The sequence below is a fragment of the Allobosea sp. Root670 genome (genome assembly GCF_001429415.1).
In the GTDB taxonomy this organism is placed as follows: Bacteria; Pseudomonadota; Alphaproteobacteria; order Rhizobiales; family Beijerinckiaceae; genus Allobosea; species Allobosea robiniae.
In genome coordinates this window covers 187,384-203,164 of record NZ_LMJU01000017.1, presented here as the reverse complement: position 1 = coordinate 203,164, position 15,781 = coordinate 187,384, and the positions used below count along the sequence as shown (strand labels likewise).

The window sequence follows — 15,781 nt, the reverse complement described above, 5'->3', positions numbered from 1 at the left end:
GGACAGGCGGAACGCGGGGGCCGTCTGGCCGCCCAGCAGATTCTTTCGAAAAGTGGATTCCCCTTTTCGGCCCGATGCTGTAGAGGCGCTTTCCATGATGATCCAGCTGAGCCTGCGAGACCTGCGACGACCGGCGCGCTGAATGCGCCCTCCCGGTCATGCGCCCGCACGCGCCTGCCCTTAGCTCAGCCGATCCGCCTCCCGCGCTACACGTCGATCATCATGACATCCCTGCCTCTGACCATCCGCCACGAACTCCCCGTGGACGCCGCCGCGATCGAGCGCCTGCATGAGCGCGCCTTCGGCCCCGGCCGCTTCGCCCGCACCGCCTTCCGCCTGCGCGAGGGCGTGCCGCCCGAGCCGGCCCTGTCCTTCGCCAGCCATGTCGGCACCTTCCTCGTCGGTTCGGTGAAGGTGACGGCGGTCCTCGCCGGCGGCCACAAGGCGCTGATGCTCGGGCCGCTGACCGTCGATCCGGCCTTCGAGGGTCGGGGGATCGGCGCAGCCTTGATGAACCGCTCGATCGAGGCCGCGCGCGAGGCCGGTCACGACCTGATCCTGCTGATCGGTGACGCGCCCTATTACGCCCGCTTCGGCTTCAAGGTCCTGCCGCCTGGCCAGTTCGTACTGCCGGGGCCGGCCGATCCGGCGCGCTTCCTGGCCCTGGAGCTGGTCGAGGGTGTGCTGAAGCAGCGCAGCGGAGCGGTGACCTCGATCCGCTTCAGCCCTGACGCCTGAGGCGCCTGCCGCTCTCGCCAAGCCAGCCGGCGACGAGGGCGCCGAACAGCACGGCAAGGCCGAGCAGGCCGATGAAGAGCGGCGAGATGCGCACGCCGCGCACGATGCCGGAATCGCTGATCCTCAGGCCGATCCAGTCATTGCCGGCGAACTGGCTGCCGGAGCGCACCGGCACGATGCGCGGCAGGTTCACGGCCGCGCCGCTCTCGCGGCCGATGCGGCGCGAGGAGCCGCCGGTTGCCTGCGCCAATTGCTGGAGCGCGGTGGGGTCGCTGACCACTTCCATCAATTCGCGCGGGTTCTCCGGGCCGACGCTGGCGAAAGCGGTGAGGTTGTCTGCCGTCAATCTGTAGAGCCCGAGATCGCTGGTCGGGATGCGGGCGGTGAACAGGCCGGGGCGGCCGGGCTCCAGCGTCACCGTGCGGGACTGGCCGTCGGGGCCGGTGATGGTGACGGGCGAGGGGTTGTCGCGCAGCGTCTGGCGCTCGACCTCGACGGTGGCGCCGCGCACCGTGGCGCGCAAGGCCTCCTCCTCCAGCTCCGGCTCCTTCATCAGCCAGTGGCTGAGGCGGCGCAGCAGGTCGAGATAGGGGCCGCCATCGCGGAAGCCCCGCGCCCAGAGCCAGGCATGGTCGGACAGGAAAAGCGCGACGCGGCCCTTCTGCTCGCGTGCGAGCATCAGGAGCGGCCGCTCGCCCGGGCCGGTCATGACGGGGGCGGTGCCGGCTCGCGCCTGGGCGCCGACCATGCGCAGCCATTCGCCCCAGCGCGGCGGCGAGACTTCCGAGCCCGGCAGGTCGCGCGTGACAGGGTGGCGCTTGCCGGGTTCGCTGACCTCTGCACGATAGGCCTCGTCGATGACGCTGCCATCGGGCAGGGCCGGCAGGATCTGGCCGAGCGGGGTGCGTGCCAGCGTCTGCGAGCCCGCATATTCCGGACCTGCCGCGACGAGCAGCGCGCCGCCGTCTCGGACATAGCGGACGATGTTCTCGAAATAGAGCAGCGGCAGGATCGACTGGTTGGCGTAGCGGTCAAAGATGATCAGGTCGAATTCCTTGATCTTGACCTGGAACAGCTCGCGCGTCGGGAAGGCGATCAGCGAGAGCTCGTTGATCGGCGTGCCGTCCTGCTTCTCCGGCGGGCGCAGGATGGTGAAATGCACGAGGTCGACATTGGCGTCGGCCTTGAGGAGGTTGCGCCAGGTGCGCTCGCCCGGATGCGGCTCGCCCGAGACCAGGAGCACGCGCAGCTTGTCGCGGACACCTTCGATGGTGATGACCGCGCGATTGTTCGCCAGCGTCAGTTCGTTCTCGATCGGCTGCGCCTCGATCTCGACGACGTTCGGCCCGCCGCGGTCGATGCGGACGGGGACCTGCACGGTCTGGCCGGTCGCGACCTCGCGGCGGGCGATGATCTCGCCGTCGCGGCGGATGGTGAGGCCGGCGCGGCCGGGGCCACCCTTGTCGACGACGCGCAGCCGGATGATCTGGTCCTTGCCGACGATGCCGAAGCGCGGCGAATCGACCAGCACGATGCGTCGGTCGATCTCGGCATTGCGGCCAGTGGTCAGGACATGCAGCGGCGCGCGCAAGCCGAGCACCTCGGCATTGGGCGGGGCATCGTGGGCGAGGCCGTCGGTGATCGCGATCGCGCCCGCGACGCGCTCCGAGGGCACATCGGCGAGGCTCGACGACAGCGCCTCGAACAGGCGGGTGCCGTCATTCGTGCCTTGCGCGTCGCGCAGCTCGACGATCCGCGGCTCGACATTGGGAACGCCGCGCAATTGCCGCTCGATCTCGGCGACGGCGGCATCGGTTTGGGCCGCGCGGTCGGCAAGACGGTTGGAGGCGGAACGGTCGACCACGACGGCGACGACGTCCTTGACCGGCTCGCGATCCTCGAAGACCAGCGAGGGGTCGGCCAGCGCCGCTGTCAGCACGACAAGGGCGAGCGCGCGCAGGATGGCGCTGCGACCGGCGAGGACGATGGCTGCGCCGGCGGCCAAAGCCGCAAGCACGGCCAGCCCGATCAAGAGCGGCAGGGGCACCATCGGGGCGAGGGAGACGCTCCACATGGCTATTGCCCCAGCCTTTCCAGCAGGGCCGGGACATGGACCTGATCGGCCTTGTAGTTGCCGGTGAGCGCGTACATGACGAGGTTGATGCCGCCGCGCAGTGCCATCTCGCGCTGGCGCGGATCACCGCCGGAGAGCGGCACCAGCCCTTCACCGCGCCGGTCGATCGCCCAGGCGGCGGCGAGGTCGTTGGCGGTGATGACGATCGGCGAGACGTTGTCGCCGGCCCGCGCCGGACGGCGCCCGTCGCTATCGGCGGGCGGCAGGGTCTCGACCCAGGTCGTGCCGGTGTCGTAGCGGCCGACGAGCTCGTCGAGGATGTAGAAGGTCTTGGTCAGGACGTGGTCGCGCGGCAGCGGCTCCAGCTCGGGGATGTCGAGCGTCTGCAGCATGCGCTTGAGCTGGTCGCCCTCGGGCGTGGTGCCGCCGCCGGGGCGGGCGCTCATGGCATCGCGGGTGTCGAAGATCACGAGGCCGCCGCCTTTCATATAGGCTTCGAGCTTGCGCAAGGTCTCGGCCGTTGGGAGCGGGCGGCCGGCAACGATCGGCCAGTAGAGCACCGGGAAGAAGGCGAGTTCGTCGCGCTCGACGCTGACGCCGACGGGATCGCCCGGCTCCAGCGCCGTACGGGCGCCGAGCACGGTGTTGAGACCGGTCAGTCCGGCTTTCGACATGTCGTCGACGGCCTGGTCGCCGGTCACGACATAGGCGAGCCGCGTCTGTGCGCCATTGGCAAGCAGGGCACGCGGGATCGGCGGGCGGGAATCGGCCTGCGCATTCGGTGCGGGTTGCTGGGCTCGTGCGGAATCGGGCGCAAGCGCGAAGGAGGCCGCGAGCGCGATCAGGATCGCGGCGGGCGCGGCGGCCCTGCGCAGGCGCGCGACGTTGAGACGGCCGCCGAGCCAGAGCGTCGCCAGGGTGTCGATGACGAGCAGCAGCAGCGCGAGAACCAGCATCGGCGGGCGGATGTCGCGCGCGACCGGCTCGTCGATCGGCAGCACGGCGACGCCGAGGCTGGCGAGGTCCAGCGCCGCGAGCGTGTCGGTCGGCGTCAGCGCATTGACCGCGAGCGAGCCGTCGGTCGGGCCGTAGAGGCCGGGCGGATGCGCGAGCGTGGCGCGGCCGGCATAGTTGCGCGCCACCGGCTGGGCGGTCGCCGGCGCCGCGCGGAACTGGCCGATGCCGTCGAGCACGCGGGTCGGGGACAGGGTCTCGACCTTGGTCTCGTCGCCTTGCGTTTCGACGGTGGGGCCGTTGCCGGCGAGGTTGACGATCTTGCGGAGCATGTCGACGAACAGCCCCGAGAGCGGCAGGTTCGACCAGGTGGTATCGGCGGTGACATGGACCATGGCGATGAGACCGTCGCCGCGCCGCTCGGCGGTGACGACCGGCGTGCCGTCCTCGAGCGCGGCCCAGGTCTTGCGCGACAGGTTCGGTTCCGGCTCGGCCAGGATCTGGCGGTTGACGCGGATGTCGTCATTGATCGTCAGGCCGAAGAAGGGGCTTTCGCGGGTGAAGGGCGCGAGCTTGCGTGGGCTTTCCCAGGACAGGCCGCCGCCGAGCGTGCGTCCGCCGCGGCGCAGCCGCACCGGCGTCAGCTCGTCGGAGGCGGCGGCGAGGCGGGCACCGGCGAAGCGCAGCAGCACACCGCCGCGCTCGACGAAGCTCGTCACCTTCTCCGCCGTTTCGCGATCGAGCGCGCCGATATCGGCGAGGACCAGCACTGAGAGATTCTGCGCCAGCATTTCGCCGATCGGATCGGTCGAGCCCTGCCGCGGCTCGCGGATCTCGGCGAAGGGCTGGAGCGCGCGGGAGAGATAATAGGTCGGCGACAGCAGCGGCTGGGCGGTGTCGGCGGTGGCGCCGGAGACGAGGCCGATGCGGCGGCGCTTGGCCCGGTCGTCGAGCAGCGCCACGGCGCCGGCGCTGCGCTCGCCGATGATCTCCAGCCGGGAGACGGCGTTGCGCACCTCGATCGGCAGGGTGAGCCGGGCGGTCGTCTCCAGATTGCTGCCCTCGAAGATGAAGGGGGCGTTGCCGAGCGGCAGGCCCTTGAGATCGAGCGCGCGGACCTGACCGGTCGCGGGAGCACTGGCGACGGGGCGCAGCACCTTGACGGTCAGGGCACCCGCGAGATTTTCGGGGGCGGCGAGGGCAAGCTGCGCGGGCGGAGCGGCGTGAATCGCGAGGCGGCGCGCTTCGGCATCCTGCTTCAGCCGCGCGAGGAAGCTGCCGTTGTCGGAGACGCCAAGTCCATCCGCGACCCAGACGATCTCGGCGGTGGGTGAGCTCTGCAGGAACGCCTCGATGCGCGGGAGATATGCGGCGCGGTCCGGGGCATGCGGCTGAAGCGGGAGCGCACGCAGGCGATCGAGCGCGATACGCGGCTCGGCCAATGCGATGGCGGCAGGCGCTTCGGCGAGGCCGACGACGGCGACCGGGCGGCCTTCGCGGGTCGCGGCGGCGATACGCGATTCGGCGACCGCGACGCGCTCCGGCCAGTCGGTGGCGGCGCCGAAGCCGTTGTCGATCAGGAGCAGGACGGGGCCGCGCGAGGGCGCGGCATCGCGCACGGGATTCCAGACCGGGCCGGCCACGGCGAGGATGGCCAGCGCGGCCACCGCCATGCGCAAGGCCAGCAGCCACCAGGGCGTATGGGCCGGCGTCTCGCGCTTGGCGATCAGGTCGGCCATGATCTTCAGCGGTGGGAAATCGATGCGGCGCGGGCGCGGCGGCGTCACGCGCAGGATCAGCCAGAGCGCCGGCAGCAAGGCGAGCGCCGCGAGAGCGAGCGGGGCGGAGAAGCTGAAGGGCAGGGCGCTGAGCATCGGCGTTCCCCTCAGAAGCCCGAAGCGCTGCGCGAGGCGGCAATGAGGCTCGCGATGCGCAGCACGGCTTCGCTGGCCGGACGGTCGGTGCGATGCAGCGTCAGGGTCCAGCCGGCCTTGCGGCAGGCCTCGGTGATGGCCTCGCGATGGGCGGCGAGGCGCTGGCGGTACTCGTCGCCCCAGGCCCCGGCGTCGCCGACGCGCAAGGTCAGCCCGTCCTCCAGATCGAAGAGTTCGGCCTGGCCGCTGAAGGGGAAGGTCTCCTCGATCGGATCGGCGATCAGCAGGACATGGCCGCGCGCGCCCGACGAAGCCAGCGTGGCGATGCGCTGGGCCAGCGCCGAGGCTGGCGAGAGCCCGTCGGTGATGATGATCGCGTCGGCCAATCGCGGCAGCGGCGCCTCAGGCGGCAGGTCCGAGGGGGCGTTGCGCTCGTCCGCAATGACGGCCTGGGCCAGCAGCTCGACGATGCGGCGGGAGGCCAGCGCCCTGGTCAATCCGAGATGGCCGACGCGCTCGCCGCCTTCGACCATGGTTTCGGCCAGCGCGAAGCCGGCGACCAGCGCGCGGTCGAGCTTCGAGGCCATGGCGAGCGAGGAGGCGAAGCCCATCGAGGGCGAGCGGTCGATCCAGAGCCAGATCGAGTGCGAGGCTTCCCATTCGCGCTCGCGGACGAAGAGATGGCCGTCACGGGCGGAGCGGCGCCAGTCGATGCGAGAGGCCGATTCGCCAGCGACCAGCGGGCGGTACTGCCAGAAGGTCTCGCCCGGACCGGCGCGGCGCCGGCCATGGATGCCGTGGATGCTGGCCGAGACGCGGCGCGCCTCCAGGATCAGGCGCGGCAGGCGCGCGGCGAGGTCGAGCGCATCCGTGAGGACCGGCCGCGACGGCCGCCTTTCGCTCGGACCCAGGACGCGCGTGCGCAGCATCGGCCTATCCCAGCCGTTCCACGAGCTTGCCGATCAGGCCCTCGACGGTCTCGCCATCGGCGCGGGCGGCGAAGGTGAGCGCGACGCGGTGCTTCAGCACGGGAATGGCGAGCGCCGCGACATCGTCGACCGAAGGCGCGAGCCGGCCCTCGACGAGGGCGCGGGCACGCACCGCCAGCGTCAGCGACTGGCTGGCGCGGGGGCCGGGGCCCCATGAGAGCTTGTCGGTGACCGAGGCCTCGCCCTCGCCGGGGCGGGCGGAGCGGACGAGGTCGAGGATGGCATCGACGACCGCATCGCCGACCGGCAGGCGGCGGACGAGGCGCTGGATCGACATCAGCGTCTCCGAGGTCATCGCCGCGGAGGGCTTGTATTCGGCGGCGCCGGTGGTCTCCAGCAGGATGCGCCGTTCGGCCTCGCGATCGGGGTAGCCGACATCGATCTCGAGCAGGAAGCGGTCGAGCTGGGCCTCGGGCAGGGGGTAGGTGCCTTCCTGCTCGATCGGGTTCTGCGTCGCCAGCACATGGAAGGGCGCCGGCAGGTCGTAGCGCTCGCCCGCGACCGTGACGTGATGCTCCTGCATCGCCTGGAGCAGGGCCGACTGGGTGCGCGGCGAGGCACGGTTGATCTCATCCGCCATCAGCAACTGGGCGAAGACCGGACCCTTGATGAAGCGGAAATGGCGCTTGCCGTCGCTCGATTCGTCGAGAACCTCGGAGCCGAGGATGTCCGACGGCATCAGGTCCGGCGTGAACTGGACGCGGCGGGCGGCGAGGCCGAGCACGGTGCCCATCGCCTCGACGAGCTTGGTCTTGGCGAGGCCGGGAACGCCGACGAGCAGGCCGTGGCCGCCGGACAACAGCGTCACCAGCGAGAGATCGACGACCTTCTGCTGGCCGAAGATGACCTGGCCGATCTCCTTGCGCGCCGCGCCGATGGCGCCGAGTGCCGCTTCCGCCGCCTCGACGATGCCTGTGTCGAGGTCGATCGGCGAGGTGCTCTCGTTTGCCCGGGCTTGCGCCGCCATGTCGGTCTCCTTCACCTTCGTCGCCAGGGCGCAGGCGCCCGGCGTCATCATCCAGGGAGTGTGGACGGGCCATCCTGCCGGCTCAAGCGCCGAATGGAACGGTACACATCATCCGGCTTCACGATTATGTGGAGTTCAAGGCGGAAACGCGATGCAGCCACGATGCCGCAGCCGGGGAGCAGAGAGATCGAGATGACGGAACCGGGCCAGGCGATGGAGCGGTTGATGGCTTCGCTCGGTGGTGGCAAGGCGCGCGGCCTGCCGCCGGTGGAGCGCTGGGACCCGCCTTTCTGCGGCGATCTCGACATGCGCATCGCAGCCGACGGCACCTGGTTCTACATGGGCACGCCGATCGGCCGGCCGGCGCTGGTGAAGCTGTTCTCCTCGGTGTTGAAGCGCGAGGGCGACGATTACTTTCTCGTGACCCCGGTCGAGAAGGTTGGGATCACCGTCGATGACGCGCCGTTCCAGGCTGTCGAGATGCAGGTCGATGGCGCGGGCGATGGCCGGACGATCGCGTTCCGCACGCAGGTCGACGATCTCGTCGGCGTCGGGCCGGACCACGCCTTGCGTTTCGCGCGGGCTGCGCAGGACGGGTTGACGCCCTATCTCCATATCCGACGCGGCCTCTGGGCCCGGCTGACGCGGGCGCTGACCTATGACCTGCTGGCGCTCGGCGAGATCAGGGAGGCGGAGGGCACGGCGATGTTCGGGGTTGCGGCCGCAGGACAGTTCTATCCGGCTGTGCCGGCGAGCGAGATCGAGGGCATCTAGTGCTGAAGACAATCGAGTCTGCCCTCAACCTCAGCGCCGAGGGCTTCGCGGCCCTGGCGCGTGAACGGCTGCGGGCCGAGCCGCCGGCGCTGGGCGACGTGATCAGCCGCCCGCGCGGCGACCATGAGAATCAATCTTCGCCGGTGCCGGTCCCCGACGAGAAGCGGGCCGTGCCGGCAGCCGTGCTGATCGGCATCGTGCCGCGCCCCGGGGGGCCGACCGTGCTGCTGACGCAGCGCGCCGCGAGCTTGCGCAACCATTCGGCGCAGGTCGCCTTTCCCGGCGGGCGGGTCGATGCCGTCGATGGCTCGCCGGTCGTCACGGCCTTGCGCGAGACCGAGGAGGAGATCGGCCTGCCGCGCTCGCATATCCGCACGCTCGGCTTCCTCGATGCCTATCTGACCGGCACCGGTTACCGGATCGTGCCGGTGGTCGCGCTGGTCGAGCCGCCCTTCGCGCTGACGATCAACCATAACGAGGTCGACGAGGCCTTCGAGACGCCACTCTCCTTCCTGCTCGACCCTGCCAATCACAAGCGCGAAGGCCGGGAGTGGAAGGGGCATTTCCGCACCTACTATGCGATGCCGTTCGAGGGTCGCTATATCTGGGGGGCGACCGCCGGCATGATCCGCAACCTCTACGAGCGGCTGGCCGGATAAGACTGTACTGCGCGGACAACGCGCCGAGGAAACGACGAAGCCGATGCTGCGCGCGATCATCGAAGAGGTTCTGCTCTTCGTCCTGCCCTTCTGCATCTTCGCAGGCTATCTCGTCATCAACAGGCGCAATCCCTTCGATGTCGAGCACTGGAGCCCGCATGTCTTTCGCCTGGCGGTCGTGGGCTTCCTGCTGGCGATCGCCGTGCTGATCTATGGCGGTTTCATCGCACCGCGCAGCGAGGGCGCCTACGAGCCGCCGCATATGGAGAACGGGGTCCTGGTGCCCGGCCGCTTCAAATGATCGGGGACCGCGCCGGCGAGATCGCGCGCTTCCTGACGCAGCCGGCGCTGGCGCGGTTGCTGCTGGCGCTCGACGGAGACGGCGAGGAGACGCGCGTCGTCGGCGGCGCGGTGCGCAACCTCCTGATCGGCGAACCGGCAAGCGATATCGACCTTGCGACGACCGCCTTGCCGGAAGAGACGACACGGCGTGGACGAGCGGCCGGCTTCAAGGCGGTGCCGACCGGCATCGAGCACGGCACGGTGACGCTCGTCGGGGATGGCGCGAGCTTCGAGGTCACGACGCTCAGGCGCGACGTCGAGACGGATGGGCGCCGCGCCAAGGTTTTGTTCGGCCGCGATTTCGCAGCCGATGCCTTGCGGCGCGATTTCACCATCAACGCGCTCGGGCTTGGCCGGGACGGCCGGTTGCATGATTATTGCGGCGGGCTCGACGATCTCGCCGGGCGTCGCGTGCGCTTCATCGGAGAGGCGGATGCCCGCATCCGCGAGGATTACCTGCGCATCCTGCGCTTCTTCCGCTTCCATGCCCGCTATGGAGCGGGAGAGCCCGATGCGGAGGGACTGCGTGCCTGCATCGCTGGCCGCGAGGGGCTTGCCGGATTGTCGCGCGAGCGGGTTCGGGCGGAGCTGCTGAAGCTCCTCGTTGCGCCTGGCGTCGTCGCGACCATCCGGGCGATGGCCGGCGCCGGGCTGCTGATGCCGGTGATCGGTGGCGTGCCACATCTCTCGCGCTTCGCCGCAGTCGCGGAGGATGACGGCGCCGACGTCTATCCGGCGTTTCGGCTGGCGGCACTGTCGGTTGCAGTGGGCGAGGATGCGTTGCGCCTGCGCGACTGGTTGCGGCTTTCGAACGAGGAGTTCGACCGGATCGAGCGCCTTGCGCGAGCGCTGGAAGGCCTGGGTGGACGGGCAAATCTTCCCAGCATTGCCAAGTTGCGCCACATCGCGCATGGCGCGGGGGACGCCGCCGCGGCTGCCGCGCTCGTTCTGTTGAATGTTTCCGCGGGGAGCGAAGACCGGAACGGCGTGCAGTGCCTCATCGGCGAACTCGGCCGGACGCCGCGCTTCGAGCCGACGGGCAAGGATGTCATCGGGCTCGGCATCTCGCCCGGGCCGCGCGTCGGAGAGGCGCTTGCGACGGCCCGGCAGAGCTGGATCGAGGCCGGCTGCCCGACCGGGGCGGACAAGCAGATGGAGTTCGTCAAGACGGCCCTGGCCGCTGCCCGCTAGCGCGGGCTGCACCGGGAAGCTCTGCCCTCAGGGCCAGCGCACCGTCGGCGGCATGGAGGACAGGATCGACGCGACGTTGCCGCCGGTCTTCAGCCCGAAGATCGTGCCGCGGTCATAGAGCAGGTTGAATTCGACATAGCGTCCGCGCCGCACCTGCTGCTCGTGCCGCTCGGCCTCGCTCCAGGACTTCCCGATATTGCGGAGCAGGATGTTCGGGTAGCTGTCGAGGAAAGCCTCGCCGACGGCCCGTGTGAAAGCGAAATCGGCTTCGACGTCGCCTGACCAGATGTAGTCGTAGAAGATGCCGCCGATGCCGCGCGGCTCGTTGCGGTGCTTCAGGAAGAAATACTCGTCGCACCAGCTCTTGAAGCGCGGATAGTCCGCCACGGCCGGAAACTCCTCGCAGGGTGCACGCATCGCGGCGTGGAAGGCCTGCGTATCCGGATCGCTCTGGTTGCGCCGCGCATCCAGCACCGGCGTCAGGTCGGCGCCGCCGCCGAACCAGGGTTTCGTGGTGACGACGAGCCGCGTGTTCATGTGCACGGTCGGCGCATGCGGGTTCCAGGGATGGGCGATCAGCGAAATCCCCGTGGCATGGAAGCGCGGGTCCTCCGAAGCGCCGGGGATCTGACCGGCAAAATCCGGGTGGAAGGTGCCGTGGACCGTCGAGACGTGGACGCCGACCTTCTCGAAGACGCGGCCCTTCATGATCGACATGACGCCGCCGCCTCCGGGCGCGCCGTCATGGTTGGTGCGCTGCCACGGCGTGCGGACGAAGCGCCCGGGCGCATCCGCCTCGGGCGGGAAGGGGCCGGCGGCTTCGTCCTCGACCGCCTCGAAGGCGGCGCAGATGCGATCGCGCAGGGTCTCGAACCAGGCTGCGGCGCGCGGCTTGAGCGCTTCGACCACGGCGGGATCGACGGGGAGGGATTCAGCGGGCTTCGGGGTGGTCATCATCTGTTCCATCGCGGCCCGGGAAGCCGCCAGTCTGTCGCAAGGCCTCGCCCATTACCATTGCTGCTGCCAGTGCGACATTGAGCGAGCGCAATCCCGACCGCATCGGAATGTGCAGGCTGGCCTCGGCGGCGGCATGCACTTCGGCCGTCACGCCGGCCGATTCGCGCCCGACCAGGACGATGTCACCGAGGCGGAAGGCGAAATCGGGCAGGGCGGTCTCGCCGTCGGTCTCGGCCAGGACGAGGCGATGGCCTTGCGCCCGGCGCCAGTTCTCGAAGGCAGAGAAGGAATCATGGCGCCGGACGGCGGCGCGCTCGAGATAATCCATGCCGGAGCGGCGGAAATGTCGATCCGAGACATCGAAGGCTGTCGGCTCGACGATGTCGACGGCGATGCCGAGGCAGGCGGCCATGCGGATCATCGTGCCGGCGTTCTGCGGGATGTCCGGCTGGAAAAGGGCGAGGCGAAGCATGCGCCGGTGATGACGCGCGATGTCGTAAAGCGTCAAGCCTGGTCGGCGAAAGCGCCCCGCCGTGCATGCCCGGCCGGGCTGAACCGGGAGAGGCTTTCGGCTTGAAGCCGACGGGCCTTCCCGGTTCTCGCGGCGCTGCAGGCTCAGTTGATGCCGACACCAACGCCGACGCCACCCGAGCCGCTGCCAACGCCGGCACCCACGCCGACGCCATCGCTGCCGATGCCGACGCCGGCTGCTGCGCCGAGTCCGCCGGCAGCATTGCCAAGTCCGGCGCCCAGGCCGGCACCCAGACCGTCGTTTCCGATGCCGGCTCCAGCTGCCGCGCCGACTCCGCCGGAGGAACTGCCGATTCCGGCGCCCAATCCGGCTCCGATGCCGCCATTGCCGGCGCCGACGCCTGCGGCAGCCCCCAGGCCGCTATTGCCCGAGCCGGCATTCGCCGCTGCACCGATGCCCAAGCCGCCATTGCCCACCGCCGCGCCTGCTCCGACATTGGCGCCGAGGCTGCCGGCATTGGCGCCGACGCCAACTCCGAGCCCTCCGCCGGCCCCCGTTCCGGGCGAGCCCGGGCTGCCTGGATTGTTCGGATTGCCCGGCGTTCCGGGGTTACCCGGAGTGCCGGGGTTGCCTGGGTTGCCGGGGTTTCCTGGATTGTTTCCGACGACGCCCGGCCGGGAACCCATCGAAGATCCGCGTGAGCTTACGACAGGGCTTTGGAGCGCAGCCAGCCTGATGCATTTGCTTTTTGCGGCACCGCGGAGGCCGTCGCATCCATCGAATGAGGTATATTCGGCAGTGCTGTTGCAAGCAGCGAGGAGTGTGCAAGCGCTGATGGCGCTGAGTATTCGCAATCGCATAGCTCTCTCCTTGGTGAGTTAATCTATGCGGTCGAGAACATATCTCATTGATTATAGGTTCCTTCGTCGTGATCTGAAGGGTATTGAAATATATACGTTTAAGTCGCCGATTTTATGTTTATTAGAGATTTATTTTCTGCTTTTCCTGCCAAGGCAGCGCGGTCGTCCTGCCCTAATGCCGCCACCCGCTGGGTCTAGCGGGGTTCCGGCGTCGCCTCTCCGCACCGCTCCTGACAAGGGGTGGCGCAGGAAGAACCGGTATCCCGAATTGTCGTTTGTTCCACCCCCTCATTCCCGGTAGCGAAGCAGACATGTTCGCTCCGCTCTTCCGCTGGCTCGAAAGCCGAATCGACGTCTTTGCCCGCTTCGACGAGCAGGAGACGCCGCCGCGCGGCGTCTGGCCCTTCATGTGGCACCATATCAAGGGCGTGAAGGGCTGGATGGCTCTGATCATGCTGACGGGCCTGGGCTTCAGCGGCATCGAGGCGGCGATGTATCTGATGGTCGGCTGGTTCGTCGACCTGCTCTCGACGCAATCGCCGGAGACGATCTTCCGAGACCATGGCTGGCTCCTGGCCGGCGCGGCCTTCCTGCTCGTCGTCGTCAGGCCGCTGATCTATTTCGCCAACCACGCCATCGTCGACCAGGTCGTGGTGCCGCAGATCACCAACCAGATCCGCTGGCGCAACCATGTCTACACGCTCGGCCACGCGCTGGGCTACTTCCAGAACGATTTCGCCGGGCGCCTCTCCGCGCGTGTCATCCAGGCCGGGCAGGCGATCCGGGGTGCGACAATCGAGGTCATCGACGATCTCTGGTACGCGCTGGTCTTCGCCACGGTCGCGATCGGCTTCTTCGGCAAGACCAGCCCGTGGCTGGCGCTGCCGGTGATCCTGTGGCTTGCGGCCTATGTCGTGCTGCTGATCTATTTCGTGCCGCGGGCCAAGCGGCGCTCGGAGGCGAACTCGCTGGGGCGCTCGACCACGACGGGGCGCATCGTCGATTCCTATACGAACATCCTGACGGTGAAGCTGTTCGCCCGGGCCGATGCCGAGCGCTCGGCGGTGCGCGACTCGTTGTCGCGCTGGAACGCTTCCTTCCTCAATCTGTCGCGCCTGATCACCGGCGTCAGCGTCATCCTGCAGACGATGAACAGCCTGCTCGTGGTGGCCACGGCCTGGCTTGCGCTGCTGCTCTGGAGCCAGGGCGAGATGACGCCGGGCGCGGTCGCGGCCGCCATCGGGCTTGTGCTCCGGCTGGTGCAGATGTCGGGCTGGCTGATCCATCTGGTGCGCGGCATCTTCGAGAATATCGGCTCGGTGCAGGAGAGCATGGAGACGATCGCCAAGCCGCACGACCTGCCGGATGCGCCGGGCGCGGTGCCGCTGGTCGTCGACAAGGGCGCGATCAGCTTCGAGAAGATCCGCTTCAACTACGGCCGGGGGCAGGGGCTGTTCGACGGGCTCGATCTCCAGATCAAGCCGGGCGAGCGGATCGGGCTGGTCGGCCCGTCGGGTGCCGGCAAGTCCACCTTGGTGAACCTGCTGCTCCGGCTCTACCCGCTCGAAGGCGGTCGCATCCTGATCGACGGGCAGGACATCGCCCATGTCACGCAGGATAGCCTGCGAGCCCAGATCGGCATGGTGACGCAGGATAATTCGCTGCTGCACCGCTCGATCGGCGACAATATCGCCTATGGCCGCATCGGTGCGAGCGAGGCCGAAATCGCGCTCGCGGCGCAGCAGGCAGAGGCGCATGGCTTCATCCTGGGCCTCGGCGACCAAGACGGGCGCCAGGGCTTCGATTCGCGCGTCGGCGAGCGCGGCGTGAAGCTTTCGGGCGGACAGCGCCAGCGCATCGCGATCGCCCGCGTGCTGCTCAAGGATGCGCCGATCCTGATTCTCGACGAGGCGACCTCGGCGCTCGATTCCGAGGTCGAGGCGGCGATCCAGCAGCAGCTCGCTGCCCTAATGCAGGGCAAGACCGTGATCGCGATCGCGCACCGGCTATCGACCATCGCCGCGCTCGACCGGCTGATCGTGCTCGATGGCGGGCGGATCGCCGATATCGGCAGCCATAACGAGTTGATCGCGCGCGGCGGGCTCTATGCCCGGCTCTGGGCACGCCAATCAGGCGGCTTCCTGGCCGCGGCCGATCCGGAAAAGCTCGCCGTCTGAACGCCTTCGCCGGCGGACTGTGCGCCATGCATGGCCGAGGCGTTCGCGACAGTAGACTTCGTCCAATCTGCATGTCAAAGAGCCGAAGGTGACGCACCGCCGCATTGCGGCGGCAGCGACGCGCCCCTATGAGGGCGAGAGACGACAATTTCGAGCTGTTACAGCTCGCAAGACGTGTAAGAGGTTTGGATCGTGGCGCACGCGACCGATACATCGACCGGAACAACCCGCCGCGATTTCCTGATGCTTGCCACCGGCGCCGCCGGCGCGGTCGGCATCGGGGCGCTCGTCGTCCCCCTGGTCAGCCAGATGGCGCCCGATGCGCAGACCGTGGCTGCCGGCGCGCCGGTCGATGTCGACCTGGCCCCCATCGCCGAAGGCCAGGCGATCAAGCTGTTCTGGCGCGGCAAGCCGATCTTCGTGCGCCATCGCACCAAGAAGGAAATCGACGAGGCGCTGGCCGTCGACATCGCGACCCTGCGCGATCCGCAGACCGACCAGCAGCGCACCAAGGCCGGCCACGAGCAGTATCTGATCGTCTTCGGCAACTGCACCCATCTCGGCTGCATTCCGCTGGGCACCGCGCCCGGCGAATCGAAGGGCGATTTCGACGGCTGGTTCTGCCCCTGCCACGGTTCGCACTACGATTCCTCCGGCCGCATCCGCAAGGGGCCGGCGCCGCTCAACCTGCCGGTGCCGCCTTACGCTTTCACGGCGGACACCAAGATCAAGATCGGCTGAGCGATGCGCTCG

General features: G+C 69.0%; 14 protein-coding genes. 7 read left to right on the top strand and 7 right to left on the bottom strand.

Features of this window, described 5'->3' with window-relative positions; all coding sequences use genetic code 11:
* Positions 1–222: 222 nt before the first annotated feature.
* The gene (locus tag ASE61_RS18855) at positions 223–738 is read left to right on the top strand and encodes a GNAT family N-acetyltransferase (protein ID WP_061969535.1); all 516 of its coding nucleotides are present in this window, start codon (positions 223–225) and stop codon (positions 736–738) included.
* On the opposite strand, the gene ASE61_RS18850 is transcribed toward ASE61_RS18855, so the two are convergent.
* Genes ASE61_RS18850 through ASE61_RS18835 form a run of 4 tightly spaced genes read right to left on the bottom strand, consistent with a single transcriptional unit; the run spans position 722 to position 7,596 of the window.
* Complete coding sequence (locus tag ASE61_RS18850; RefSeq protein WP_061969534.1) at positions 722–2,812, bottom strand: hypothetical protein; 2,091 nt, start codon at positions 2,810–2,812, stop codon at positions 722–724. The two genes, ASE61_RS18855 and ASE61_RS18850, sit on opposite strands and share 17 nt — an antisense overlap.
* Positions 2,813–2,814: 2 nt before the next feature.
* Positions 2,815–5,640, bottom strand: coding sequence for a DUF4159 domain-containing protein (locus ASE61_RS18845; RefSeq protein WP_061969532.1), 2,826 nt, complete (start codon positions 5,638–5,640; stop codon positions 2,815–2,817).
* Between the two features lie 11 nt (positions 5,641–5,651).
* A complete protein-coding gene (locus tag ASE61_RS18840) occupies positions 5,652–6,569 on the bottom strand; it encodes a DUF58 domain-containing protein (protein ID WP_061969530.1) in 918 nt (305 codons plus the stop codon).
* 4 nt (positions 6,570–6,573) lie between these two features.
* Positions 6,574–7,596 carry an AAA family ATPase gene (locus ASE61_RS18835; RefSeq protein WP_061970259.1) on the bottom strand — a complete coding sequence of 341 codons (1,023 nt, stop codon included), beginning with the start codon at positions 7,594–7,596 and terminating at the stop codon, positions 6,574–6,576.
* A gap of 192 nt (positions 7,597–7,788) precedes the next feature.
* Between ASE61_RS18835 and ASE61_RS18830 the strand changes: the two genes are divergently transcribed.
* Genes ASE61_RS18830 through ASE61_RS18815 form a run of 4 tightly spaced genes read left to right on the top strand, consistent with a single transcriptional unit; the run spans position 7,789 to position 10,562 of the window.
* Positions 7,789–8,370 carry a DUF1285 domain-containing protein gene (locus tag ASE61_RS18830; protein ID WP_082617601.1) on the top strand — a complete coding sequence of 194 codons (582 nt, stop codon included), beginning with the start codon at positions 7,789–7,791 and terminating at the stop codon, positions 8,368–8,370.
* Positions 8,370–9,029, top strand: coding sequence for a CoA pyrophosphatase (locus ASE61_RS18825; protein WP_082617553.1), 660 nt, complete (start codon positions 8,370–8,372; stop codon positions 9,027–9,029). The genes ASE61_RS18830 and ASE61_RS18825 overlap by 1 nt, the downstream gene beginning before the upstream one ends.
* A gap of 43 nt (positions 9,030–9,072) precedes the next feature.
* Positions 9,073–9,330 (top strand): DUF6111 family protein, encoded by a 258-nt coding sequence (locus tag ASE61_RS18820; protein ID WP_061969527.1) that lies wholly within the window; start codon positions 9,073–9,075, stop codon positions 9,328–9,330.
* Positions 9,327–10,562, top strand: a complete 1,236-nt coding sequence (locus ASE61_RS18815) for a CCA tRNA nucleotidyltransferase (protein ID WP_061969526.1) — start codon at positions 9,327–9,329, stop codon at positions 10,560–10,562. Before ASE61_RS18820 ends, ASE61_RS18815 begins: the two co-directional genes overlap by 4 nt.
* A gap of 27 nt (positions 10,563–10,589) precedes the next feature.
* Here the strand turns inward: ASE61_RS18815 and hemF are convergent, their stop codons facing one another.
* From hemF to ASE61_RS27430, 3 genes are all read right to left on the bottom strand, one after another.
* Entirely contained in the window at positions 10,590–11,516 is a 927-nt protein-coding gene (gene hemF / locus ASE61_RS18810) for an oxygen-dependent coproporphyrinogen oxidase (RefSeq protein WP_061969524.1), read from the bottom strand.
* On the bottom strand, positions 11,494–11,991 hold the full coding sequence (locus ASE61_RS18805) for a tRNA (cytidine(34)-2'-O)-methyltransferase (RefSeq protein ID WP_061969522.1): 498 nt from the start codon (positions 11,989–11,991) through the stop codon (positions 11,494–11,496). Before ASE61_RS18805 ends, hemF begins: the two co-directional genes overlap by 23 nt.
* A gap of 143 nt (positions 11,992–12,134) precedes the next feature.
* The gene (locus tag ASE61_RS27430) at positions 12,135–12,677 is read right to left on the bottom strand and encodes a hypothetical protein (protein ID WP_156407154.1); all 543 of its coding nucleotides are present in this window, start codon (positions 12,675–12,677) and stop codon (positions 12,135–12,137) included.
* A gap of 485 nt (positions 12,678–13,162) precedes the next feature.
* Between ASE61_RS27430 and ASE61_RS18795 the strand changes: the two genes are divergently transcribed.
* Positions 13,163–15,028 (top strand): ABC transporter ATP-binding protein, encoded by a 1,866-nt coding sequence (locus ASE61_RS18795; RefSeq protein ID WP_061969519.1) that lies wholly within the window; start codon positions 13,163–13,165, stop codon positions 15,026–15,028.
* A gap of 192 nt (positions 15,029–15,220) precedes the next feature.
* Positions 15,221–15,769, top strand: a complete 549-nt coding sequence (gene petA, locus ASE61_RS18790; protein WP_274532883.1) for a ubiquinol-cytochrome c reductase iron-sulfur subunit — start codon at positions 15,221–15,223, stop codon at positions 15,767–15,769.
* Positions 15,770–15,781 lie beyond the last annotated feature (12 nt).

Excerpts from the sequence above, each read along its gene's own strand:
- ASE61_RS18855 (WP_061969535.1), top strand. The coding sequence starts at position 223 with ATGACATCCCTGCCTCTGACCATCCGCCACGAACTCCCCGTGGACGCC.
- ASE61_RS18850 (WP_061969534.1), bottom strand. The coding sequence starts at position 2,812 with ATGTGGAGCGTCTCCCTCGCCCCGATGGTGCCCCTGCCGCTCTTGATC.
- ASE61_RS18845 (WP_061969532.1), bottom strand. The coding sequence starts at position 5,640 with ATGCTCAGCGCCCTGCCCTTCAGCTTCTCCGCCCCGCTCGCTCTCGCG.
- ASE61_RS18840 (WP_061969530.1), bottom strand. The coding sequence starts at position 6,569 with ATGCTGCGCACGCGCGTCCTGGGTCCGAGCGAAAGGCGGCCGTCGCGG.
- ASE61_RS18835 (WP_061970259.1), bottom strand. The coding sequence starts at position 7,596 with ATGGCGGCGCAAGCCCGGGCAAACGAGAGCACCTCGCCGATCGACCTC.
- ASE61_RS18830 (WP_082617601.1), top strand. The coding sequence starts at position 7,789 with ATGACGGAACCGGGCCAGGCGATGGAGCGGTTGATGGCTTCGCTCGGT.
- ASE61_RS18820 (WP_061969527.1), top strand. The coding sequence starts at position 9,073 with ATGCTGCGCGCGATCATCGAAGAGGTTCTGCTCTTCGTCCTGCCCTTC.
- ASE61_RS18815 (WP_061969526.1), top strand. The coding sequence starts at position 9,327 with ATGATCGGGGACCGCGCCGGCGAGATCGCGCGCTTCCTGACGCAGCCG.
- hemF (WP_061969524.1), bottom strand. The coding sequence starts at position 11,516 with ATGACCACCCCGAAGCCCGCTGAATCCCTCCCCGTCGATCCCGCCGTG.
- ASE61_RS18805 (WP_061969522.1), bottom strand. The coding sequence starts at position 11,991 with ATGCTTCGCCTCGCCCTTTTCCAGCCGGACATCCCGCAGAACGCCGGC.
- ASE61_RS27430 (WP_156407154.1), bottom strand. The coding sequence starts at position 12,677 with ATGGGTTCCCGGCCGGGCGTCGTCGGAAACAATCCAGGAAACCCCGGC.
- ASE61_RS18795 (WP_061969519.1), top strand. The coding sequence starts at position 13,163 with ATGTTCGCTCCGCTCTTCCGCTGGCTCGAAAGCCGAATCGACGTCTTT.